We start from the raw sequence: 18,770 nt of genomic DNA on the forward strand, positions 1-18,770 counted from the left end.
TCGAGGCCCGGGTGCGCGGCGAGGTCGAGGCCCTCTGCAAACGCTTCCCGATGTATCCCGAGCTCTGAAGCGGATCACCCGAAACGAAGAACGGCCCCGGCAGAAATGCGCGGGGCCGTTTTGGTTTCGATCGACAAGCATCAGACGTAGCCGCGCCACCACAGGAAGGTCACGAACACCCCGGCCAGCAGCAGCAGTTTCCAGGCTATCGAACCGGCCACCGCCAGGATCCGTGCCTTGCGCAGATCCCCTGCATCGATGCCGCGCAGATGACTCCGGACCGAGGCAAAGGCGTTCTCCATCACCGCTGGGTCGAGTTGCCGGGCAATGCGGGGATGACCGACGAGCTGTTCGGCCTCCCCCAGCATCCGTGCCTGCCGCCGGACCGGACGCGGCAGATGCCGCCGCGCCTGTCGGAAGCCCTGGCGCAGGTTGCGTGCCTTGATGCCGAGCCGTTCCTGCAGCAGCCGCTGCAGCGCTTCGGCCTTGGCCTGCATGTCCCGGGATTCCATCATGGGCGCATCTAAACCCACTGGCGCATCGCCTGCAATGTCACTACCTCTGGCCCCATGCTCAGCTTTACCGAATTCGGCGACCACACGCCCACCGCAGAGAACCCCGCCCTCCTCATCGTGCATGGGCTTTACGGTTCAGGACGCAACTGGGGCGTGATCGCGCGGCGCCTCGGCGACAGCCGCCGGGTCGTCACGCTCGACATGCGAAACCACGGTCACAGCCCGCGCGCGCCGAGCCATAGCTATCCGGACATGGCCGAAGACCTCGCCGAGTTGATCGAACATCTGGGCGGGCCGGTCGATCTCTGCGGTCATTCCATGGGCGGCAAGGCGGCGATGGCGCTGGCGCTGCTGCATCCCGAAAAACTGCGCAAGCTGATCGTCGCGGATATTGCGCCTGTCGCCTATTCCCATGACCAACAGCAATTCATCGACGCCATGCGCCGCGTCGATCTCTCGACCCTGACCCGGCGCTCCGAAGCGGAGAGCCAGCTTGCGGAGGCGGGGGTGGACCGGTCCTTGCAGAGTTTCTTCACCCAGTCGCTCGACGTGACCAACCGACAATGGCGGCTCAACCTCAATGTGCTCGATGCAGAGATGGACAAGATCATCGGCTGGCCCGAGACGCTTGTCGGCAGTTTTTCCGGTCCCACCCTGTTCCTCTCCGGTGCGGAATCGGAATACGTTCTCCCCGAGCACCGCGACCGGATAAAGTCGTTGTTCCCGACCGCGCGCTTCGCCAAGCTGCCGGGTGCCGGACATTGGCTCCATGCCGAGAAGCCGCGCGAATTCGAAGCCGCCCTGCGCACCTTCCTCGACGCCTGATCACCGCCGCCCCCCGGCGCCGGGGCTTGACAGCGACGCCTCCCGTGTCACCTTGTTTCCAAAGCGTTTTCAAGCGTGGAGAAAAGCGATGTGGTCTCGGCTCTTTCAGCATTTTCTGCGCGGAATGATGGTCTGTGATTGTCTGCGGGTTACCTTTCCGGACGGCACGACCCGCAATTTCGGCCCCAGTCACGGGGAGACGGTCCACATCACCATCCACGACGAGCCGACGCTGCGCGGCCTCGTCCTCAACCCCGAGCTGACCCTCGGCGAAGCCTATATGGACGGCACGCTCAGCATCACCGAGGGCAGTCTCGACGATCTGATCCGCATCCTGCTGCGCAACCGGGAGCACGGCCACCTGCCCGCATGGATCACCGCGGCCAATCATGCCCGCTACCACCTGCGCCGCATCATCCAGCATAATTCCCCGAACCGCGCCCGCGCCAATGTCGCGCATCACTACGATATCTCGGACGAGCTCTACGCGCTGTTTCTCGATCGCGACATGCAATATTCCTGCGCCTATTTTCCCGAGGCCGACATGTCCCTCGATGCGGCGCAGGAAGCCAAGAAGGCGCATATCGCCGCCAAGCTCTGCCTGAAGCCGGGTTGCCATGTGCTCGACATCGGCTGCGGCTGGGGCGGAATGGCGCTGACGCTGGCGCGGGATTACGGGGTCAGGGTCACGGGCATCACCCTGTCGCAGAACCAGCTTTCGACCGCACAGGCCCGCGCCAGCGCCGAGGGGCTCGACAGGCTGGTCGATTTCCGCCTGCAGGATTACCGGCAGGTCAGCGAGACCTTCGACCGGATCGTCAGCGTCGGCATGCTCGAACATGTGGGCGTGCCCAATTACGGCACCTATTTCAACACGGTGGCGCGGCTGCTGGCGCCGGATGGCGTCGCGCTCATCCATTCGATCGGGCGCAGCGCACCGCCGGTGCATCACAGCCCCTGGCTCAACAAATACATCTTTCCGGGCGGCTATGTCCCGTCGCTTTCCGAACTGATCGGACCGCTGGAACGCAGCGGCCTCTGGCAATGCGACATCGAGGTCTGGCGCCTGCATTACGCGCGCACCCTGCGTCATTGGCGAAAGCGTTTCGAGGACAATCTCGAACAGATCCACGCCCGCTATGACGATCGTTTCATCGCCATGTTCCGCTATTACTTCGCAATCTGTATCGCGACGTTCGAACATCAGATGCACGGGGTCTACCAGCTGCAGCTCGCGCATCGCCGCGATGCCGTGCCGCTTACCCGCGCGTATCTGTGCAACCCGCAGGACCGCTGAACCGCACCTCGGCCCAATGCCGCGCTAGGCAGTGACAGCGGTCGTCCGGCCGCGACCGGAGCCATTGCCCCCTTGCACCTTCCGCCTCCATCCCTATAACCCACGACAATTTGCGGGCGTGCGCCGCAGGCAACACATCACATATATCCAGAGGGCCGGAACGATGCCAAAGAGAACCGACATCCAGTCGATCATGATCATAGGCGCGGGCCCCATCGTGATCGGTCAGGCCTGCGAATTCGACTATTCCGGTGCCCAGGCCTGCAAGGCGCTGAAGGAAGAAGGCTACCGGGTCATCCTGGTCAACTCCAACCCCGCCACGATCATGACCGATCCGGGCCTGGCCGATGCCACCTATATCGAGCCGATCACGCCGGAGATCGTCGCGAAGATCATCGAGAAGGAACGCCCCGACGCGCTGCTGCCGACCATGGGCGGGCAGACCGGGCTCAACACCTCGCTGGCGCTGGAAGAAATGGGCGTGCTGGAGAAATTCGGTGTCGAGATGATCGGCGCCAAGCGCGAAGCCATTGAAATGGCCGAAGACCGCAAGCTGTTCCGCGACGCGATGGACCGCCTGGGTATCGAGAACCCGCGCGCCACCATCGTCACCGCGCCGAAGAACGAAGCGGGCAAGAAGGACCTCGCCGCCGGTGTGGCGCTGGCGCTTGAGGCGCTCGAGGACATCGGCCTGCCCGCGATCATCCGCCCCGCCTTTACCATGGGCGGCACCGGCGGCGGCGTCGCCTATAACCGGGACGATTACGAACATTTCTGCCGCTCGGGCATGGACGCCTCGCCGATGGGACAGATCCTCGTCGACGAGAGCCTGCTCGGCTGGAAGGAATACGAAATGGAGGTGGTGCGCGACACCGCCGACAACGCGATCATCGTTTGCTCCATCGAGAACGTCGATCCGATGGGTGTGCATACCGGTGATTCGATCACCGTGGCCCCGGCGCTGACGCTGACCGACAAGGAATACCAGATCATGCGCAACCACTCGATGGCGGTTCTGCGCGAGATCGGCGTGGAAACCGGCGGCTCGAACGTGCAATGGGCGGTGAACCCGGCGGACGGCCGCATGGTGGTAATCGAGATGAATCCCCGCGTCAGCCGCTCCTCGGCGCTGGCCTCCAAGGCAACCGGCTTCCCGATTGCCAAGATCGCGGCCAAGTTGGCGGTCGGCTTCACCCTCGATGAGCTCGACAACGACATCACCGGCGTCACCCCCGCCTCTTTCGAGCCGACGATCGACTATGTGGTCACCAAGATCCCGAAATTCGCCTTCGAGAAATTCCCCGGATCCGAACCCTATTTGACCACCGCGATGAAGTCGGTCGGCGAGGCCATGGCGATCGGCCGGACCATCCACGAATCGCTGCAGAAGGCTCTCGCCTCGATGGAATCCGGACTCACCGGCTTTGACGAGATCGAGATCCCCGGCGCGCCGGAACAGGCGTCCCTGATCAAGGCGATCAGCAAGCAGACTCCGGACCGGATGCGTACCATCGCCCAGGCGATGCGCCACGGCATGTCCGATGACGACATCCACGGCATCACCATGTTCGACCCATGGTTCCTGGCCCGTATCCGCGAAATCGTCGAGGCCGAGGAGCAGGTCAGGGCCGATGGCCTGCCGAGCGACGAGACCGGGCTGCGTCACCTCAAGATGATGGGCTTCACCGACGCCCGGCTCGCGCAGCTCGCAGGCAAGACCGAAGAGGACGTCCGCAAGGTGCGGCTCGACCTTGGCGTCAAGGCGGTGTTCAAGCGGATCGACACCTGTGCCGCCGAATTCGAGGCCCAGACACCCTACATGTACTCCACCTATGAAGCGCCGATGATGGGCGAGGCCGAATGCGAGGCGCGCCCCTCCGATCGCAAGAAAGTCGTCATCCTCGGTGGCGGACCGAACCGGATCGGTCAGGGGATCGAATTCGATTACTGCTGCTGTCACGCCTGCTACGCGCTGACCGACGCGGGCTATGAGACCATCATGGTCAATTGCAACCCCGAGACGGTCTCGACCGATTACGACACATCGGACCGGCTCTATTTCGAGCCGCTGACTTTCGAACATGTGATGGAGATCCTACGCGTCGAGCAGGAGAACGGTACATTGCATGGGGTGATCGTCCAGTTCGGCGGCCAGACCCCGCTGAAGCTTGCCAATGCGCTGCAGGACTCGGGCATCCCGATCCTCGGGACAACGCCCGACAAGATCGACCTCGCCGAAGACCGCGAGCGTTTCCAGCAGCTTGTGCAGAAGCTCGGTCTGAAACAACCACGCAATGGCATCGCTTCCACTGACGAGCAGGCCTTCGCCATTGCCAAGGAAATCGGCTTCCCACTGGTGATCCGCCCCTCCTATGTGCTGGGCGGCCGCGCCATGGAAATCGTCCGCGATCAGGCCAGTCTTGAGCGCTATATCCGGGAGGCGGTCGTGGTCTCGGGCAAGAGCCCGGTCCTGCTCGACAGCTATCTCGCCGGTGCGGTCGAGCTTGACGTCGATGCGCTCAGCGACGGGACAGACGTGCATGTCGCCGGGATCATGCAGCATATCGAGGAGGCCGGTGTCCATTCCGGCGACAGCGCCTGCTCGCTGCCGCCCTATTCGCTCTCGCGCGAGATCATCGACGAGGTCAAGGAACAGACCCGCGCGCTGGCCCGTGCGCTCGACGTGGTCGGGCTGATGAACATCCAGTTCGCGATCAAGGATGGCGAGATCTTCCTCATCGAGGTCAATCCCCGCGCGTCACGCACCGTGCCCTTCGTCGCGAAGGCGACCGACAGCGCCATCGCCTCCATCGCAGCGCGGGTCATGGCGGGCGAAAAACTCGCCAACTTCCCGCAGCGCCCGCCCTATGATGCCAAGGCCGCCTATGACGACATTCTGCCGCTCGGCGACCCGATGAGCCTTGCCGATCCGGACATGCCCTGGTTCTCGGTCAAGGAGGCGGTGCTGCCCTTCGCTCGCTTCCCCGGCGTCGATACCCTGCTGGGGCCGGAAATGCGCTCCACCGGCGAGGTCATGGGCTGGGACCGCGACTTCCCCCGTGCGTTCCTCAAGGCGCAGATGGGTGCAGGCAACCCGCTGCCGCGGCAGGGTCGCGTCTTCTTCTCGATCAAGGATGCCGACAAGAATGCCGACATGCTCGACGCCGCGCGCATTCTGATCGATCAGGGCTTCACGATCATGGCCACCCGCGGCACCGCGGCCTGGCTATCTTCGCAGGAGATTGCTTGCGAAACCGTTAACAAGGTCTATGAGGGCCGCCCCGACATCACCGACCTGATGAAGGACGGCGGCGTCGATCTCGTGATGAACACGACGGAAGGCGCGCAGGCGGTCGAGGATTCCAAGTCGATTCGCTCCATCGCCCTCTATGACAAGATCCCCTATTTCACCACCGCCGCAGGCGCCCATGCCGCCGCACTGGCGATCAAGGCTCAGGCCGAGGACGATATCGGGGTGAAGCCCCTGCAAGGCTGAACAGACCTTTTGGATGATCGTGACTGACGAACGACGCGCTCCAAGCGACGCGCGTCGTCTCGTTTCCATTCACGCCTTCTTAATCTGGTGTCTCTAGATCCGTCGGCACGAATGATTTGCAGGGAGGACGACACCGACAAGGCAAGGGCGTTACAATCCGGCCATCTCGACAAGGCTCAGGCTTGAATCACGCGTGCCCGCCGCATAACACCGCGCCATGGCGAAGCTCTATTTCCACTATTCGACTATGAATGCGGGCAAATCGACGGTGCTGCTTCAGGCCGCCCATAACTACGTCGAGCGCGGCATGGCGACCTATCTGCTGACCGCGCAGGTCGATGACCGTGCCGGCAAAGGGCGGATTGCCTCGCGGATCGGAATTGGAAAGGACGCGGAAACCTTCAACACCGAGGAGAACCTTTTCGCCAAGATCCGCGCCCGGCTCGACGATGGCCCCTGTGCCTGCATCTTTGTGGATGAAGCGCAGTTCCTCACCGAAGCGCAGGTCTGGCAACTCGCGCGCGCGGTCGATGACCTCAAGGTCCCGATCATGTGCTATGGGCTGCGTGTCGACTTCCGCGGCAAGTTATTCCCCGGTTCGGCCAGTCTTCTGGCGATTGCCGACGAGATCCGCGAAGTCCGCACCATCTGTCATTGCGGCAAGAAAGCCACGATGGTGGTACGGCAAGGTCCCGACGGGCGCGCCCTGCGCGAAGGCGCGCAGGTGCAGATCGGCGGTAACGAGACCTATGTGTCCCTGTGTCGGCGGCACTGGCGCGCGGCCGTCGGAGATTGCTGAAGGCTCAGACCGGGTTGGGCAGATCCCTGCCCTCGAAATAGGCCGTGAGGTTCGCAACCGCCATCCGTCCCATGTCCTCGCGAACTTCAAGCGCCGCAGTGCCAAGATGCGGCAGCAGAACGACATTCTCCAATTCCCGCAGCGCCTGCGGCACCCGGGGCTCGAACTCATAGACATCAAGCCCCGCGCCACCGATACGCCCTTTCTGCAAAGCGTCAATCAACGCGCTCTCCTCCACAACATCACCGCGTGCGATGTTGACAAGATGCGCATGTTTCTGCATCGCGCCGAGCACTTTAGCGTCGATCAGATGACGGGTCTCGCGACCGCCCGGCACCGCGATCACCAGCACATCGACCTGCCCGGCCAATGCCTTGAGATCGGGGATGCGCTCCGCCGGGAAGGCCAGCGTCTTGCTGCTGCGGCTGACATATTTCACCGACATGCCGAATCCGAAATGACAACGCCGCGCAATCGCCTGGCCGATCCGGCCCATGCCGACGATTCCGACGCTCTTGCCGCTGAGATGCAGCCCCAGCATCTGGGTCGGATGCCAGCCCTCCCACATCTCTGCCCGCACCAGCCGTTCGCCCTCCCCGGCCCGCCGGGCACTCATCAGCATCAACGTCATCGCGATATCCGCGGTGGCATCGGTCACCGCTCCCGGCGTATTGCTCACCACGACACCGGCAGCCTTGGCCGCGCCGACATCGATATGATTATACCCGACCCCGAAATTCGCCAACACCCGGCAGCGCGGTCGTGCCACATCCGCAAACACATCGGCCGTGAACAGATCGCCCAAGGTCGGCAGCACCCCGTCAAAGTCGCGCAACGCGGCGCGCAGTTCCTCGGCATCGAGCGGCGTGGTTTTTTCGCGCCGGGTGAGTTCATAGCCCGCAAGCGGCGCCAGCACCGTTTCCGGCAGCGGTCTGGTGATCAAAATCCTGGTCAATGCATCCGTCCTCCATCCGGTACTTGTCGATCGGGCTGCAGCAACACGATGGCGCCCTGCTCATCGGCAACCCCCAGCACCAGCACCTCCGACATGAACGGCCCGATCTGGCGCGGCGGGAAATTGATAACCGCCATGACCTGCCGCCCGATCAGCGCCTTGGGCGTATAATGTCCGGTCAGCTGCGCCGAGGTCCTGCGCTCGCCAATCCCGGGGCCGAAATCGATCCAGAGCTTCAGCGCCGGTTTGCGCGCTTCGGGAAAGTTCTCGGCGCGACGCACCGTACCCGCGCGTATGTCGACCTTCATGAAATCGTCGAAATTGATCTTATCCATGGGACAATTCCCGGGACCGATCCGCCGCCGCCGCCACGGCGCGGCGCAGCAGTGGCGAAAACCCGTGATCCTTGTCCATCAGAACCTTGAGCGCTGCTTCCGTGGTGCCATTCGGGCTGGTGACATTGATCCGCAGCTGCGCCGGGTCTTCCTCCGCGGCCATCGCCAGCGCCCCGGCTCCGGCCACCGTCGCCCGGGCGAGCTGAAGCGACAAGGCGGCGCTCAGCCCCTCCGCCTCACCCGCAGCGGCCAGCGCCTCGATCATGTGAAAGACATAGGCCGGGCCGGAACCGCTGACCCCGGTGACCGCGTCGATCTGGGCCTCCCGCTCCAGCCGCACGACCTCACCGATGGCGCTAAGCAAGGTCTCGGCCTCCGACAACCGTGCTGCCCCGGCATTGGAGTTGCCGATGATCGCCGTAATGCCCTGCGAGATTGCGGCGGGGGTGTTCGGCATCGCCCGGATGATCGGCGTGTCGCTCCCCAGTATCTTTTCGAAATGCGCGATCGGCGTGCCTGCCGCGACACTGATGAACAAGGTCTCGCCATTGCCCATCCCAGTCAGCGCGGGCAGCCCTGCATCCATCATCTGCGGTTTCACCGCGACCAGCACCACCGCCGGCGCGGCCGGGAGGTCGGCGTTGAGATTGACACCCTGACGCTGCAGCCAGTCGGAGGGTTGCGGATCGATGACCCAGACCGAAGCCGCGGGCAATCCGCGCCCCAGCCAACCTGCGAGCATCGCCGAGCCCATCTTGCCACAGCCGAGCAGCACCAGCCCCCGCTCGGCAATCCGTCCATCCCGCATATCTTCTTCCCCCGAATGACCTTTCGGGGCGAAGTGTTACGCGCGCCCGTAAGCCTCTGCAATGGCGACCTGCAACGCATCCCGCGGACTGCGACCGCCCCAGGCCAGCAATTGCAGCGCCGGATAATAGCGTTCAGCACTCATCACCGCGGCGCCGATCATCGTGTCGATCTGCTCGGGGCTCGCATCCTGTCCGCCGGCAAGCACCAGCCCGTAGCGGTAGACCATCAGCTTTTCTTCCGCCCAGAAGCTGAAACCGCCGACCCAGCATTGGTCATTGACCAGGTTCAGCAATTCCAGAAGCCCCGGCATCGTCTCCGCCGGAGGCTCCATCTCATAGGTACAGATCAGTCGCAGCGTCTCATCCTTGGCCGACCAGGCCAGGGTGATCGAATAGGTGCGCCACTGGCCCTCCACGGCCATGGCGATCTGATCGTCGGCGATCCGGTCGAATTCCCAGTCGTGATGGGCCGCCAGGGTCTCGACGATGTCGATCGGATGAATGTCGTCTTCAAGGTATTGCTCGGACAGGGCCATTTCGCCACCTCTTTGTCTGACCTCGCCGACGGTCTTGACTGCCGCCGATGCTAGGTGCCTGCGCTAGAAGGCGTGGGATCTACCACCACCTATACCAGATATGGTGGAGCCAAAGGGGCAAAGCTGGCAACCCCCTTTCTGGGGATAAGCACAATTCGTAGGGGATAACCTCAATAACTTGTGGGGAACTCGGGGATAAACACCAAGTCTATGATTGGTAGAACCCAAGCCGCTTCTTTATGCAGGAAATACTCAATTCCGACCATTACAGCTCGCGTAGGGCCGGAAGAGACAATGCTACCCCCGCGACACCGCAAGTCGCGGCAATCCCGGTCAGCCTTTGCTTTCGAGCGTATCGAGTCGCGCCTTCAGCGCTTCATTCTCCTCTCGGGCCTTCTGGGCCATCGCCCTTACCGCATCGAATTCTTCGCGGGTCACGAAATCGCGATCCGCCAGCCAGCGATCGAGCATCCCCTTGAAGGCGGTCTCGGCCTCCTCCTTGGCGCCCTGGGCCACGCCCATCGCATTGGTCATGATCTGCGAAAGATCGTCGAAAAACTTGTTGCGCGTCTGCATGTCTGGTCTCCGGGCTCTGAATGTTCTCTATATGGGGCGCAACGTCGCGTCCCGCAAGGTTGACTTCCCCGCCGCGTCAAGGTCATTCACCCCCATGATCGCCATGCTCCCCTTCCCCGAGATTTCGCCCGAGATCTTCTCGATCTCGCTTTTCGGCATGACCTTTGCCCTGCGCTGGTATGCCCTGGCCTATATCGTCGGCATCCTGCTCGGCTGGCGCGTCGTGCTGCGCGCCGCACGGACGCCGCGCCTGTGGCGGGACGACAGGCCGGTGATGACCCCGGGGCAGATCGAGGATCTGCTGTTCTGGGTGATCCTCGGGGTGATCCTCGGCGGGCGGCTTGGATATGTCCTGTTCTACCAGCCGGGCTTCTACCTGCAAAATCCTGCGCGGATTCTGCAATTGTGGGAGGGCGGCATGTCCTTTCACGGCGGCGCGCTCGGGGTGATTCTGGCGGGGTTGTTCTATACCACCCGGCACCGTATCCCGGTCATCTCGACCGGCGATCTCGTCTGCCTCGGTCTCGCGCCAGGTCTGTTTCTCGGGCGGTTGGCCAATTTCATCAATGCCGAGCTCTGGGGCCGTCCGACCGATCTGCCCTGGGGCGTCGCCTTCCCGGGCGATGCCGCCCAATTCTGCCCGGACGTGGCAGGCATCTGCGCACGGCACCCCTCGCAGCTCTATGAAGCGCTGCTCGAAGGGCTGCTGCTTGGTGCCCTGCTGATCTGGATGGCCTGGCGACGCGGCGCGCTGCGGTATCCGGGGCTGATCGGCGGGACTTTCCTGGCCGGGTATGGTCTGGCGCGTTTCCTCGTGGAATTCGTCCGCCAGCCGGATCCCCAATTCGTCACCGCAGGCAATCCGCTGGGTCTGGCGTTCCATGTCGGTGGCTACGGGCTGACCATGGGGCAGATTCTCAGTCTGCCGATGATCGCCATCGGTCTGTTCCTCATCCTGCGGGCCCGGCGGCGCGTGTCTGTCGCCGCATGAGCCTGCTGGCGCTGATCAGGGCGCGTATCGCCGCGCAAGGACCGATGCGGCTCGATGAATATATGCAAACCTGCCTGCTGCATCCCGAATACGGCTATTACACGACCCGCGATCCCTTCGGCAAAACGGGCGATTTCACCACCGCACCGGAAATCAGCCAGATGTTCGGCGAATTGCTCGGCCTTTGTCTCGCGCAAAACTGGCTCGCGCAGGGAGCTCCGGAAAGCTTCACCCTGGCCGAGCTCGGTCCCGGTCGCGGCAGTCTGATGGCCGATGCCCTGCGCGCCTGCCGGGCCGTGCCGGGGTTTCTGGAGGCGGCGGATATCCTGCTTGTCGAGGCCTCCCCGGCACTGCGCGATCGTCAGCGCCAGACGCTTTCGGGACATCGGGTGCGTTGGGCCTCGGATCTCACCGCCCTGCCCGATGCGCCGCTGTTCTTGATCGCCAACGAATTTTTCGACGCTTTGCCGATCCGTCAGTTCCTGCGCGCAGAAACCGGCTGGCATGAACGTCAGGTGGGACTGGTCGGGGACGGATTGCGGTTCGGGCTCGGCCCGGTCCTGCCGCAACCGGCGCTCACTGCTAGCCGCGACGATGCCGCGCCCGGTGACCTGGTCGAAACCTGCGATGCCGCGACGCCGGTGATCGATCGCATTGCCCGGCTGATCGGGGCATTCGGCGGCGCGGCGCTGATCGTGGATTATGGCGATTGGCTCTCGCTCGGCGATACGTTCCAGGCGTTGCGCGACCATGCCCCTGCCGATCCGCTGGCGGAGCCGGGCAGCGCCGATCTGACCGCGCATGTCGATTTCGCCGCGCTGGCCGCCGCTGCAGGCACCGCCTGCGCGGTAACCCGGCTGACGCCGCAGGGCGTGTTTCTGGAACGGCTCGGGATCACCGGGCGGGCGCAGACCCTGGCCCGACATCTGCACGGTGAGCCGCTTGCCGCGCATATCGCCGCACATCGGCGGTTGACGCATCCCGAAGAAATGGGAAGTCTGTTCAAAGTGATGGGGCTCTACCCTCGGCAAGCCGCCCCGCCCCCCGGATTGGAAGCATGACACTCGAGATTTTGACCTCCGACAGCCTCACGCCCTTGCGCCATGGTTTCTTCACCCGGCGCGGTGGCGCGTCCTCCGGTGTCTTTGCCGGGCTCAACTGCGGCACCGGCAGTTCCGATCAGAGCGAGATCGTCGCGATCAACCGTGGTCGTGTCGCCGAGGCGATGGGGGTGACGCCGGACTATCTGGTGGGAGTGCATCAGGTCCACTCCGCCAGTGTGGTGAAGATCGAAGCACCGCTGGAGGAAAAACCGCGCGCCGATGCGCTGGTCACCCGTACACCGGGACTGGCGCTGTCGGTGCTGACCGCCGATTGCCAGCCGGTGCTGTTTGCCGATCCGCAGGCCGGAGTCATCGGAGCCGCCCATGCGGGTTGGCGCGGGGCGCTTGACGGGGTGCTCGAAGCGACGGTCTCGGCGATGGTCGATCTCGGCGCAGCGCGTGAGGATATCGTTGCGGTGATTGGCCCGACGATCAGCCAGCGCGCCTATGAGGTCGGGCCGGAATTCCTCGATACCTTCCTGGCCGAAGACCCTGAATTCGCCCGTTTCTTCGCCCAGGGAGAGGGCGACAAGATGCTTTTCGACCTGCCGGGTTTTGGCCTTAACAGGCTGCGCGAAGCCGGGATCGGCCATGCGGAATGGACCCGCCATTGCACCTATAGCGATGCGGAGCGATTCTATTCCTATCGCCGCACCACCCATGCCAAGGAGGCCGACTACGGCCGCCTGATCGCCGCTATCGCCCTCTGATTAGGGCGGATTTGCGGCGGGCATCGCCCTTTGACCGCCTGAAAACGGTGAAATTTTCGAAACAATCCGGTCGTGCAGCGTAGATTGCGCAAGAAACATCATCCCCGCGCCTTGCAAACAAGGCGTTCGGGAGAATGTGGCGGAATTGCCTTGAATCGTGGCGCGCGGGGCCGTGCAGGAGGTGAAGTTTCTGCGCCAACGCCCAAAACTGGCCCGAAAGACCGGCCATATTGGTGTCAAGCGAGGGCGATCGCCCGCCCCGGACAATGAGAAGAGGACCGCGCCATGAAGACCAACATTCGTTTTATCAAGTCGATCGTCGATGCCGCTGCCAAGAACGACGCCGAGATGCCCTGGAGCCGCGGCAAGCGCCGCAGCGCCTTCATCGCCAAACGCGCCGCCCTGTCGGAGCAGCGCAAGAGCGCCTGAGGACTGCTTCAGACGATTGCAAAGAGTTTCCCTCGGTCAGTTCACCTGACCGAATAGGCCCCCGCGCGCTGATTCGCCGGGGGTCTTTTATGTCGCGATTGTGACATTGTCGGCGTCCGGATCGGAAACAGAACGCTGCTTTTGCACAAGTTTGAGCGAAAGTTCAGCGCGATGTTGTTCAGACTTTGACAAACTCAACCGAACCAGGTGCCTTGGCTTCGTCACCGACCTGACGTGAGTCCCGCAGTCGCGTCCGGCACATCTATGGGGGCCGAGCCGGATGTGACCTATTGATCAAAGGTTATCGCATGTGAACGCTTGCGGCTCCGGCCATCCGCAGGACAGTTCTTGCCGATCGAGACACCTTTCCTGATGCACTCTTGCCCCATGCGCTGCGCCACCGGTCCCTGTCGATGTTTCCCCGTCTGTCGCAGCCTTCCGACTTCGGCCCGCTGGCGCATCCCCGCGCGCCGGAATCCTGAATGATCGGGGCGGATCAGGGCAGCGTGCTCAGCCGCTCTTCAAGAATGTCGAAAGGCACGCCCGGCTCATCCTTGGCGCCGCGGATCACCAGGCTGGTCTTGACGCTGGCGACATTGGCGGTGGTCAGCAATTGCCCGGTGAGAAACTTCTGAAAGCCCGACAGGTCCGGCGCCACGCATTTCAGGATGAAATCGACCTCGCCGTTCAGCATGTGACATTCGCGCACGAGTGGCCAGTGGCGGCATTTCTCCTCAAAGGCGCTCAGATCCGCCTCCGCCTGGCTCGCGAGCCCGACCATCGCATAGACCTGAACTTCGAATCCCAGTTCGCGGGCATCGACATCGGCGTGATAGCCCTTGATATAGCCCTGCTCTTCCAGCGTGCGGACCCGGCGCAGACAGGGCGGTGCGGAAATCCCGACCCGTTTGGCCAATTCGACATTGGTCATACGTCCGTCTGCCTGCAATTCGGCCAGAATTTTCCGATCGATCGGATCGAGCCGCGTTCCTGCCATCAGATTCCCCTATGAATTAGCGTTTCTTATACCACCGGCGGTTTTGCGCGCAATAAAGTTTCGTGGTTGCGCAAGAATCTTTCCGCACGTCCGTTTCGGACCGTTCCAAGGCCCCCTGCTCGGCGGCGCGGCGGAATGGGGGCCAGCCCCCATCGCGGCAGGCCGCGATCCCCCCGGAGTATTGGCAGCATAAAGAGGCGCGCCGGACAGGGGGTTACAAGCGGTGCTGCGCAGGTCTATATCCTCGGGGTCGAAACAATTTGCTCCGGAGACGCCAGATGGCCGAGACACGAAAAACCAAGGTTCTGATCATCGGTTCCGGCCCTGCGGGCTATACCGCCGGGGTCTATGCCAGCCGCGCCATGCTCGAGCCGATCTTGGTGCAGGGGCTCGAGCCCGGCGGCCAATTGACCACAACGACCGAAGTCGAGAACTGGCCCGGTGACAGCGAGGTACAGGGACCGGACCTGATGATCCGGATGCAGGAGCATGCCAAGGCCATGGGTACCGAGATCATCGGTGACATCATCACCGATCTCGACCTGTCCTCGCGTCCGTTCCATGCCAAGGGCGACAGCGGCACCACCTATGTCGCCGATGCGGTGATCCTTGCGACCGGCGCGCGGGCCAAGTGGCTGGGGCTGGAAAGCGAGGAGAAGTTCAAGGGTTTCGGCGTGTCGGCCTGTGCCACCTGTGACGGGTTCTTTTATCGCGGCCAGGAGATCGTGGTGATCGGCGGCGGCAATACCGCGGTGGAGGAAGCGCTGTTCCTGACCAATTTCGCCTCCAAGGTGACGCTGGTGCACCGCCGCGACGAACTGCGCGCCGAGAAGATCCTCATCGACCGTCTGATGAAGAATCCTAAGATCGAACCTTTGTGGTTCCATGAGCTCGAAAAGGTTTATGGCAGCGAGAACCCGCTTGGTGTCGAAGGGGTGAAGGTTCGGCATGTGAAGACCGGCGAGATCACCGATATTCCCGCCAAGGGCGTTTTCGTGGCGATTGGCCATGCCCCGGCCAATGAGCTGGTCAAGGATGCGCTCGAAACCCATATGGGCGGTTATGTAGTCACCAAGCCTGACAGCACCGAGACTTCGATCCCCGGTGTCTTCGCCGCGGGGGACCTCACCGATCACAAATACCGCCAAGCGGTGACCAGCGCCGGCATGGGCTGCATGGCCGCGCTCGAAGCGGAGCGCTTCCTCGCGGAGGTCGGTGATGACGCGGGCAAGGACACATCTCTGCCACTCGGCTATGGCGCCGAGATCCGGGAAGATGTTTCCGCAGAATAGACACGGACGACGATTATTTCCCTAAATGCTCCGGGATGGCCGGTGACAGCGGTAAAACAATCTGCGCAGGTTGATTTCGATCAGCCTGTGCGGTTAGGACCGCGTCAATCCGGGCCCGATGCCCTTTAACCAGATACGAGAATTTCATGCAGACTTCGAATTTGACTCCGATCCCGGAACTCTACGTCTCCTATGATTCAGCCCAGAAACTCAAGATCGAGGCTGGGGAGCTGGTCAGTCTCGATCTGACGCCGCGCCAGATCTGCGATCTGGAACTGCTGATGAATGGCGGTTTCAACCCGCTGAAAGGCTTCCTGTCGGAAGACGATTACAACGGCGTCGTGGAAAACATGCGCCTCGCCGATGGTACGCTCTGGCCGATGCCGATCAACCTCGATGTTTCGGAAGATTTCGCCGCCAGTCTGGAGATCGGTCAGGACATCGCGCTGCGCGACCAGGAAGGCGTGATCCTGGCCACCATGACGATCAGCGACCGCTGGGAACCCAACAAGGCCCGCGAGGCCGAGAAGGTGTTTGGCGCCGATGACGACGCACATCCAGCGGTGAATTACCTGCATAACCAGGCAGGCAAGATCTATCTCGGCGGCCCGGTCGTCGGCATCCAGCAGCCGGTGCATTACGATTTCCGCGCCCGGCGTGACACGCCCAACGAGCTGCGCGCCTATTTTCGCAAGCTCGGCTGGCGCCGCATCGTCGCCTTCCAGACCCGCAACCCCTTGCACCGTGCGCATCAGGAGCTGACCTTCCGTGCCGCCCGCGAGGCGCAGGCCAACCTGCTCATTCATCCGGTCGTCGGCATGACCAAGCCCGGCGACGTCGATCACTTCACCCGGGTGCGCTGCTATGAGGCGGTGCTCGACAAATACCCTTCGGCGACGACCTCCATGAGCCTGCTGAACCTTGCGATGCGCATGGCCGGTCCGCGCGAGGCGGTCTGGCACGGGCTGATCCGCAAGAACCACGGCTGCACCCATTTCATCGTCGGTCGCGACCATGCGGGTCCGGGCAAGAATTCCGCCGGTGAGGATTTCTATGGCCCCTATGATGCACAGGATCTCTTCCGCGAGCATCAGGAGGAAATGGGCATCGAGATGGTCGATTTCAAACACATGGTCTATGTGCAGGAACGCGCCCAGTATGAGCCCAACGACGAGATCGAGGACCGCGACAATGTCACGATCCTGAACATCTCCGGCACCGAACTGCGCCGCCGTCTCTCCGAAGGGCTGGAAATCCCCGAATGGTTTTCTTTCCCGGACGTAGTCAAGGAATTGCGCCGCACCAAACCGCCGCGCAGCCAACAGGGTTTCACCGTGTTCTTCACCGGTTTCTCCGGCTCGGGCAAATCCACCATCGCCAACGCGCTGATGGTCAAGCTGATGGAAATGGGCGGCCGTCCGGTCACCCTGCTCGATGGCGACATCGTGCGCAAGAACCTCAGCTCCGAGCTGGGTTTCTCCAAGGAGCACCGGGACCTCAACATCCGCCGTATCGGCTATGTTGCCAGCGAGATCACCAAGAACGGCGGGATCGCGATCTGCGCGCCGATCGCGCCCTATGCGACCACCCGCCGCGCCGTGCGCGAGGATGTGGAAAGCTTCGGCGCCTTCGTCGAAGTCCATGTCGCCACCAGCATCGAGGAATGCGAGCGCCGGGATCGCAAGGGACTCTACAAACTGGCGCGGGAAGGCAAGATCAAGGAATTCACCGGGATCTCCGACCCTTACGATGTGCCGCAGAATCCGGAATTGCGCGTCGAGACCGAAGGTACTGACGTGGACAATTGCGCCCACCAGGTGTTGCTGAAGCTGGAAAACATGGGGCTGATCAAGGGCTGAACCTGCCCTGCCAGCAGGAGGGCCGCAAAACCCGCCTCAGACTAACAAGCAAAAAAGGCCGCAGTTCGCTGCGGCCTTCTCTCGTTCTGGAACGTCCTGTTCTCAGCGTGAGCGCGATGCACCCGGAACAAACCTAGTGGACCAGCACGGGCGCATAATCATGTTCACGGGCGAGCCGGAAGGCGAGCTTGCGGTTGCCGACGAGCGCGAGCTGCTGGCCCTGGGCGTCGTGAACCGCATAAAGCAGGTCGAGCCCCTCGGCCTGATCACGCACTTCACGCGGCAGATCCCTTACCGGAATCGTCTTGACGTAAACCGTCCGGTCACTTTCATGGGCGTTGATATTATGCATCTTTCTACCCTTTCTTGATCTTGATCGTCTGAACGACCGTTTCCGGTTTGGCGCGGGTCAGGTCCACGTGCAGCAGACCGTTTTCCATCAAAGCCTCACCCACCTCGACCCCGTCGGCCAGCACGAAGGAACGCAGGAACTGCCGGGCAGCTATGCCGCGATGCAGGAAGACGCGTTCCCCGCTGTCCTCGCTGTGGCGGCCGCGGATGACCAGCTGTCTGTCCTCAACCGTGATGGACAGGTTTTGTTCCGAGAATCCCGCCACCGCCAGTGTGATGCGATAGCTGTAATCCGAAGTCTGTTCGATATTGAACGGCGGATAGCCTTCGTTCCCCGCCTTGGCGGTGCGTTCCAGCACCCGCTCCAATTGTTCGAATCCCAGCATATGGGGATACGATCCAAGCGTCATTTTCGTCATGCGACACGTCCTTATCAGGTCAAGCGACAGTCTCTGTTTCCGGCCCCGAATGCGGCAGCCGTCTGGGGTAAATATGGGAGGGCAAAGGCTTTTGCGCAAGGGCTATGCCTGTGCGGCACTTGCGCCTATATTGTGATTTCCTGAGGTTACGGAATCACCCGACACATGAACGCCCCTTCCGATCTGTCGATGAAAAATGACGAAGTGCTGCGGGTCGAGCTCGAGGTTTTCAAGCGCGAACATCGCGATCTCGACGATTCGATCCATGCGCTGTCGGAGAAGGGCACCGCCGATCAGCTGACCCTGCAGCGGCTGAAACGGCGCAAGCTGCGGCTGAAGGACCTGATCGCGCAGATCGAGGACCGCCTGACCCCCGATATCATTGCCTGAGAGCGCCATCCGCGGTGCGCGGATGCATTGCGTGCCGGATCGCATTGGCTATAGTGCGCGCTCCGATCCGTCTGACCCAGAAGCAA

General features: G+C 62.6%; 20 protein-coding genes. 11 read left to right on the forward strand and 9 right to left on the reverse strand.

The window, feature by feature from the left end:
- Window positions 1–140: 140 nt before the first annotated feature.
- The gene (locus ACFSUD_RS11225) at window positions 141–515 is read right to left on the reverse strand and encodes a hypothetical protein (protein ID WP_386374428.1); all 375 of its coding nucleotides are present in this window, start codon (window positions 513–515) and stop codon (window positions 141–143) included.
- A gap of 54 nt (window positions 516–569) precedes the next feature.
- Between ACFSUD_RS11225 and ACFSUD_RS11230 the strand changes: the two genes are divergently transcribed.
- From ACFSUD_RS11230 to ACFSUD_RS11245, 4 genes are all read left to right on the forward strand, one after another.
- Complete coding sequence (locus tag ACFSUD_RS11230) at window positions 570–1,340, forward strand: alpha/beta fold hydrolase (protein ID WP_386374430.1); 771 nt, start codon at window positions 570–572, stop codon at window positions 1,338–1,340.
- An 88-nt stretch (window positions 1,341–1,428) separates the two neighbouring features.
- Entirely contained in the window at window positions 1,429–2,637 is a 1,209-nt protein-coding gene (locus tag ACFSUD_RS11235; protein ID WP_386374432.1) for a class I SAM-dependent methyltransferase, read from the forward strand.
- Between the two features lie 163 nt (window positions 2,638–2,800).
- Entirely contained in the window at window positions 2,801–6,133 is a 3,333-nt protein-coding gene (gene carB / locus ACFSUD_RS11240; RefSeq protein WP_386374434.1) for a carbamoyl-phosphate synthase large subunit, read from the forward strand.
- Window positions 6,134–6,350: 217 nt separating this feature from the next.
- Complete coding sequence (locus tag ACFSUD_RS11245; RefSeq protein ID WP_386374436.1) at window positions 6,351–6,932, forward strand: thymidine kinase; 582 nt, start codon at window positions 6,351–6,353, stop codon at window positions 6,930–6,932.
- 4 nt (window positions 6,933–6,936) lie between these two features.
- On the opposite strand, the gene ACFSUD_RS11250 is transcribed toward ACFSUD_RS11245, so the two are convergent.
- The 5 genes from ACFSUD_RS11250 to ACFSUD_RS11270 form a co-directional block, all read right to left on the reverse strand.
- Window positions 6,937–7,887, reverse strand: coding sequence for a 2-hydroxyacid dehydrogenase (locus tag ACFSUD_RS11250; protein WP_386374438.1), 951 nt, complete (start codon window positions 7,885–7,887; stop codon window positions 6,937–6,939).
- Complete coding sequence (locus ACFSUD_RS11255; RefSeq protein WP_386374440.1) at window positions 7,884–8,222, reverse strand: tRNA-binding protein; 339 nt, start codon at window positions 8,220–8,222, stop codon at window positions 7,884–7,886. The genes ACFSUD_RS11250 and ACFSUD_RS11255 overlap by 4 nt, the downstream gene beginning before the upstream one ends.
- A complete protein-coding gene (gene proC / locus ACFSUD_RS11260; RefSeq protein WP_386374442.1) occupies window positions 8,215–9,030 on the reverse strand; it encodes a pyrroline-5-carboxylate reductase in 816 nt (271 codons plus the stop codon). The genes ACFSUD_RS11255 and proC overlap by 8 nt, the downstream gene beginning before the upstream one ends.
- A gap of 36 nt (window positions 9,031–9,066) precedes the next feature.
- Complete coding sequence (locus tag ACFSUD_RS11265; RefSeq protein WP_386374444.1) at window positions 9,067–9,567, reverse strand: type III secretion system chaperone family protein; 501 nt, start codon at window positions 9,565–9,567, stop codon at window positions 9,067–9,069.
- Between the two features lie 333 nt (window positions 9,568–9,900).
- A complete protein-coding gene (locus ACFSUD_RS11270; protein ID WP_386374446.1) occupies window positions 9,901–10,143 on the reverse strand; it encodes an accessory factor UbiK family protein in 243 nt (80 codons plus the stop codon).
- Window positions 10,144–10,237: 94 nt separating this feature from the next.
- Between ACFSUD_RS11270 and lgt the strand changes: the two genes are divergently transcribed.
- From lgt to ACFSUD_RS11290, 4 genes are all read left to right on the forward strand, one after another.
- On the forward strand, window positions 10,238–11,134 hold the full coding sequence (gene lgt, locus ACFSUD_RS11275) for a prolipoprotein diacylglyceryl transferase (protein WP_386374448.1): 897 nt from the start codon (window positions 10,238–10,240) through the stop codon (window positions 11,132–11,134).
- Window positions 11,131–12,195 carry a class I SAM-dependent methyltransferase gene (locus ACFSUD_RS11280; RefSeq protein ID WP_386374450.1) on the forward strand — a complete coding sequence of 355 codons (1,065 nt, stop codon included), beginning with the start codon at window positions 11,131–11,133 and terminating at the stop codon, window positions 12,193–12,195. The genes lgt and ACFSUD_RS11280 overlap by 4 nt, the downstream gene beginning before the upstream one ends.
- Window positions 12,192–12,947, forward strand: a complete 756-nt coding sequence (gene pgeF, locus ACFSUD_RS11285; protein WP_386374452.1) for a peptidoglycan editing factor PgeF — start codon at window positions 12,192–12,194, stop codon at window positions 12,945–12,947. The genes ACFSUD_RS11280 and pgeF overlap by 4 nt, the downstream gene beginning before the upstream one ends.
- A 285-nt stretch (window positions 12,948–13,232) precedes the next feature.
- Entirely contained in the window at window positions 13,233–13,376 is a 144-nt protein-coding gene (locus tag ACFSUD_RS11290) for a hypothetical protein (protein WP_386374454.1), read from the forward strand.
- Window positions 13,377–13,872: 496 nt separating this feature from the next.
- Here ACFSUD_RS11290 and ACFSUD_RS11295 read toward each other — a convergent pair whose 3' ends face one another.
- A complete protein-coding gene (locus tag ACFSUD_RS11295; protein WP_386374455.1) occupies window positions 13,873–14,373 on the reverse strand; it encodes an Lrp/AsnC family transcriptional regulator in 501 nt (166 codons plus the stop codon).
- A gap of 278 nt (window positions 14,374–14,651) precedes the next feature.
- On the opposite strand from ACFSUD_RS11295, the gene trxB reads away from it, so the two are divergent.
- The gene (trxB, locus tag ACFSUD_RS11300; RefSeq protein ID WP_386374458.1) at window positions 14,652–15,665 is read left to right on the forward strand and encodes a thioredoxin-disulfide reductase; all 1,014 of its coding nucleotides are present in this window, start codon (window positions 14,652–14,654) and stop codon (window positions 15,663–15,665) included.
- Window positions 15,666–15,811: 146 nt separating this feature from the next.
- Window positions 15,812–17,524 carry a bifunctional sulfate adenylyltransferase/adenylylsulfate kinase gene (locus ACFSUD_RS11305; RefSeq protein WP_386374460.1) on the forward strand — a complete coding sequence of 571 codons (1,713 nt, stop codon included), beginning with the start codon at window positions 15,812–15,814 and terminating at the stop codon, window positions 17,522–17,524.
- A 133-nt stretch (window positions 17,525–17,657) separates the two neighbouring features.
- Here ACFSUD_RS11305 and ACFSUD_RS11310 read toward each other — a convergent pair whose 3' ends face one another.
- Entirely contained in the window at window positions 17,658–17,876 is a 219-nt protein-coding gene (locus tag ACFSUD_RS11310) for a DUF1150 family protein (protein ID WP_386374462.1), read from the reverse strand.
- A 4-nt stretch (window positions 17,877–17,880) separates the two neighbouring features.
- Entirely contained in the window at window positions 17,881–18,294 is a 414-nt protein-coding gene (locus tag ACFSUD_RS11315) for an Hsp20 family protein (RefSeq protein ID WP_386374464.1), read from the reverse strand.
- 165 nt (window positions 18,295–18,459) lie between these two features.
- Here ACFSUD_RS11315 and ACFSUD_RS11320 point away from each other — a divergent pair, with 165 nt between their 5' ends.
- Window positions 18,460–18,684, forward strand: a complete 225-nt coding sequence (locus tag ACFSUD_RS11320) for a YdcH family protein (RefSeq protein WP_386374466.1) — start codon at window positions 18,460–18,462, stop codon at window positions 18,682–18,684.
- Window positions 18,685–18,770: the final 86 nt, after the last annotated feature.

It is taken from the genome of Sulfitobacter aestuarii (genome assembly GCF_042685005.1).
Taxonomy (GTDB): Bacteria; Pseudomonadota; Alphaproteobacteria; order Rhodobacterales; family Rhodobacteraceae; genus Sulfitobacter; species Sulfitobacter aestuarii.

What these genes read in the sequence shown, in the direction of transcription:
- ACFSUD_RS11225 (WP_386374428.1), bottom strand. Translation starts at nt 515, where the DNA reads ATGATGGAATCCCGGGACATGCAGGCCAAGGCCGAAGCGCTGCAGCGG.
- ACFSUD_RS11230 (WP_386374430.1), top strand. Translation starts at nt 570, where the DNA reads ATGCTCAGCTTTACCGAATTCGGCGACCACACGCCCACCGCAGAGAAC.
- ACFSUD_RS11235 (WP_386374432.1), top strand. Translation starts at nt 1,429, where the DNA reads ATGTGGTCTCGGCTCTTTCAGCATTTTCTGCGCGGAATGATGGTCTGT.
- carB (WP_386374434.1), top strand. Translation starts at nt 2,801, where the DNA reads ATGCCAAAGAGAACCGACATCCAGTCGATCATGATCATAGGCGCGGGC.
- ACFSUD_RS11245 (WP_386374436.1), top strand. Translation starts at nt 6,351, where the DNA reads ATGGCGAAGCTCTATTTCCACTATTCGACTATGAATGCGGGCAAATCG.
- ACFSUD_RS11255 (WP_386374440.1), bottom strand. Translation starts at nt 8,222, where the DNA reads ATGGATAAGATCAATTTCGACGATTTCATGAAGGTCGACATACGCGCG.
- proC (WP_386374442.1), bottom strand. Translation starts at nt 9,030, where the DNA reads ATGCGGGATGGACGGATTGCCGAGCGGGGGCTGGTGCTGCTCGGCTGT.
- ACFSUD_RS11265 (WP_386374444.1), bottom strand. Translation starts at nt 9,567, where the DNA reads ATGGCCCTGTCCGAGCAATACCTTGAAGACGACATTCATCCGATCGAC.
- ACFSUD_RS11270 (WP_386374446.1), bottom strand. Translation starts at nt 10,143, where the DNA reads ATGCAGACGCGCAACAAGTTTTTCGACGATCTTTCGCAGATCATGACC.
- lgt (WP_386374448.1), top strand. Translation starts at nt 10,238, where the DNA reads ATGATCGCCATGCTCCCCTTCCCCGAGATTTCGCCCGAGATCTTCTCG.
- ACFSUD_RS11280 (WP_386374450.1), top strand. Translation starts at nt 11,131, where the DNA reads ATGAGCCTGCTGGCGCTGATCAGGGCGCGTATCGCCGCGCAAGGACCG.
- pgeF (WP_386374452.1), top strand. Translation starts at nt 12,192, where the DNA reads ATGACACTCGAGATTTTGACCTCCGACAGCCTCACGCCCTTGCGCCAT.
- ACFSUD_RS11290 (WP_386374454.1), top strand. Translation starts at nt 13,233, where the DNA reads ATGAAGACCAACATTCGTTTTATCAAGTCGATCGTCGATGCCGCTGCC.
- ACFSUD_RS11295 (WP_386374455.1), bottom strand. Translation starts at nt 14,373, where the DNA reads ATGGCAGGAACGCGGCTCGATCCGATCGATCGGAAAATTCTGGCCGAA.
- trxB (WP_386374458.1), top strand. Translation starts at nt 14,652, where the DNA reads ATGGCCGAGACACGAAAAACCAAGGTTCTGATCATCGGTTCCGGCCCT.
- ACFSUD_RS11305 (WP_386374460.1), top strand. Translation starts at nt 15,812, where the DNA reads ATGCAGACTTCGAATTTGACTCCGATCCCGGAACTCTACGTCTCCTAT.
- ACFSUD_RS11310 (WP_386374462.1), bottom strand. Translation starts at nt 17,876, where the DNA reads ATGCATAATATCAACGCCCATGAAAGTGACCGGACGGTTTACGTCAAG.
- ACFSUD_RS11315 (WP_386374464.1), bottom strand. Translation starts at nt 18,294, where the DNA reads ATGACGAAAATGACGCTTGGATCGTATCCCCATATGCTGGGATTCGAA.
- ACFSUD_RS11320 (WP_386374466.1), top strand. Translation starts at nt 18,460, where the DNA reads ATGAACGCCCCTTCCGATCTGTCGATGAAAAATGACGAAGTGCTGCGG.